This is a genomic window from Pseudomonas citronellolis, from assembly GCF_029335315.1.
Taxonomy (GTDB): domain Bacteria; phylum Pseudomonadota; class Gammaproteobacteria; order Pseudomonadales; family Pseudomonadaceae; genus Pseudomonas; species Pseudomonas citronellolis_A.
Genome location: NZ_JARJLT010000090.1, coordinates 1 through 1,647 on the forward strand (window position 1 = coordinate 1; position 1,647 = coordinate 1,647).

The 1,647-nt window shown below is 71.9% G+C and carries 2 protein-coding genes; both read right to left on the reverse strand.

All coding sequences use genetic code 11. The features are described 5' to 3' along the window. Positions 1-3: 3 nt before the first annotated feature. On the reverse strand, positions 4-180 hold the full coding sequence (locus P3W75_RS07825) for a hypothetical protein (RefSeq protein ID WP_276226798.1): 177 nt from the start codon (positions 178-180) through the stop codon (positions 4-6). 121 nt (positions 181-301) lie between these two features. Then, complete coding sequence (locus P3W75_RS07830) at positions 302-1,507, reverse strand: MFS transporter (RefSeq protein ID WP_276226799.1); 1,206 nt, start codon at positions 1,505-1,507, stop codon at positions 302-304. Positions 1,508-1,647 lie beyond the last annotated feature (140 nt).

Sequence of the window (1,647 nt, forward strand, 5' to 3'; positions counted from 1 at the left end):
CATTCAGGAGAGGCGTCGCCGCTCGCTGGGCAGCGGCGGCAACACGTGCGGCGCGGCGATGCGTTGTTCCAGGCGCGCCAGGTAGGCGCGGGCCTGGGATTCGTCGTGGAAGGGTACCCGGAACTGGTCGAGCTGGACGTAGCAGTGGCCATCGCGAGTGTGCAGCAGCTGCGTGCGCATGGAGTCCTCCTGGCGGCGCCGACAAGGAAAGGTGACGCTTTCCCTTGTACGCCGCGCGCCGGCCGGCGGCTTGACCCGGATCAAGCGCGCCGGTGCCGGGCGCCATGCGCCGCCGAACGGCTCAGCAGTCGCCTTGCAGCGCGGCCTTGTCCTGGCGGCGGCTGGTGGCCAGGGAGATCGACCAGAGCACGAAGCCGCCGATGGCCAGCAGGCTGCCGACCCAGCCCGGCGAGGTCCAGCCGTAGCCGGCGGCCAGGGCCAGGCCGCCGAGGTACGGGCCCAGCGCGTTGGCGAAGTTGAAGGCCGAGTGGTTCAGCGCCGCGGCCAGGCCCTGGGCGTCTTCGGCGACGTCCATCAGGCGGGTCTGCAGTACGGTGCCCAGGGCCCCGCCGAAACCGACGAAGAACACGCAGATCGCCACCGTCCAGAGGTTCCCGGCGGTGAACGGGAAGATCGCCAGCACCACCGCGCTCCACACCAGCAGGCCGCCGGCGGTGGGCATCAGGGCGCGGTCGGCGAGCACCGGGATGAACATGTTGCCCAGGGTCATGCCGACCCCGAACACCGCCAGCACCAGCGGCACCACGGCGGGGGAGACGTGGGTGACCGCGCCGAGGATGTCGGCCAGGTAGGTGTACACCGCGAACAGCCCGCCGAAGCCGATGGCGCCGATGCCCAGGGTCAGCCAGACCTGGCCGCGCTTCAGCGCGCCCAGCTCGCGCAGCGGGCTGGCGCCGGCTTCCGGCGGCGACAGCGGGGCCAGCAGGCGCACGCAGGCCATGGTGGTCACGCCCAGCAGCGCCACCAGGGCGAAGCTCCAGCGCCAGCCCAGGGCCTGGCCCAGCCAGTTGGCCAGGGGCACGCCGACGATGGTGGCCACGGTCAGGCCGAGGAACATCCGCCCGACCGCCACCGTGCGCCGGTGCGGCGGCACCAGCGAGGCGGCGAGCAGCGCGGCGATGCCGAAGTAGGCGCCGTGGGGCAGGCCGCTGATGAAGCGGAACAGCAGCATCCAGTGGTAGCTCGGCGCCAGCGCGCTCAGGCCGTTGCCCAGGGCGAACAGGCCCATCAGCAGCACCAGCAGGGTGCGCCGGGGCAGGCGCGCGCCGAGGGTGGCGAGCAGCGGCGCGCCCACCACCACGCCCAGGGCGTAGGCGCTGATCACGTGGCCGGCGGTGGGCGCGTCTATGCCCAGGGCCGGGGCGAACAGCGGCAGCAGGCTCATGGTGGCGAATTCGGTGGTGCCGATGGCGAAGCCACCCACGGCGAGGGCGAATAGCACCAGCGCCGCGCCGCGGTTGCGCGGTTCGGTTGTGGAGGTAGTCATCAGGAGTCTGGTCCTTTGGTCTTATGCGGTGCGCCGGGGCGCGGCTGTCACGAGAAGCACGGTCAAGGCAGTGACCGACAGCGAAAGGACGCACAGGATACCAGAAGGTTCCGCCTCGATGCGCGGCGCAATGCGCGGAA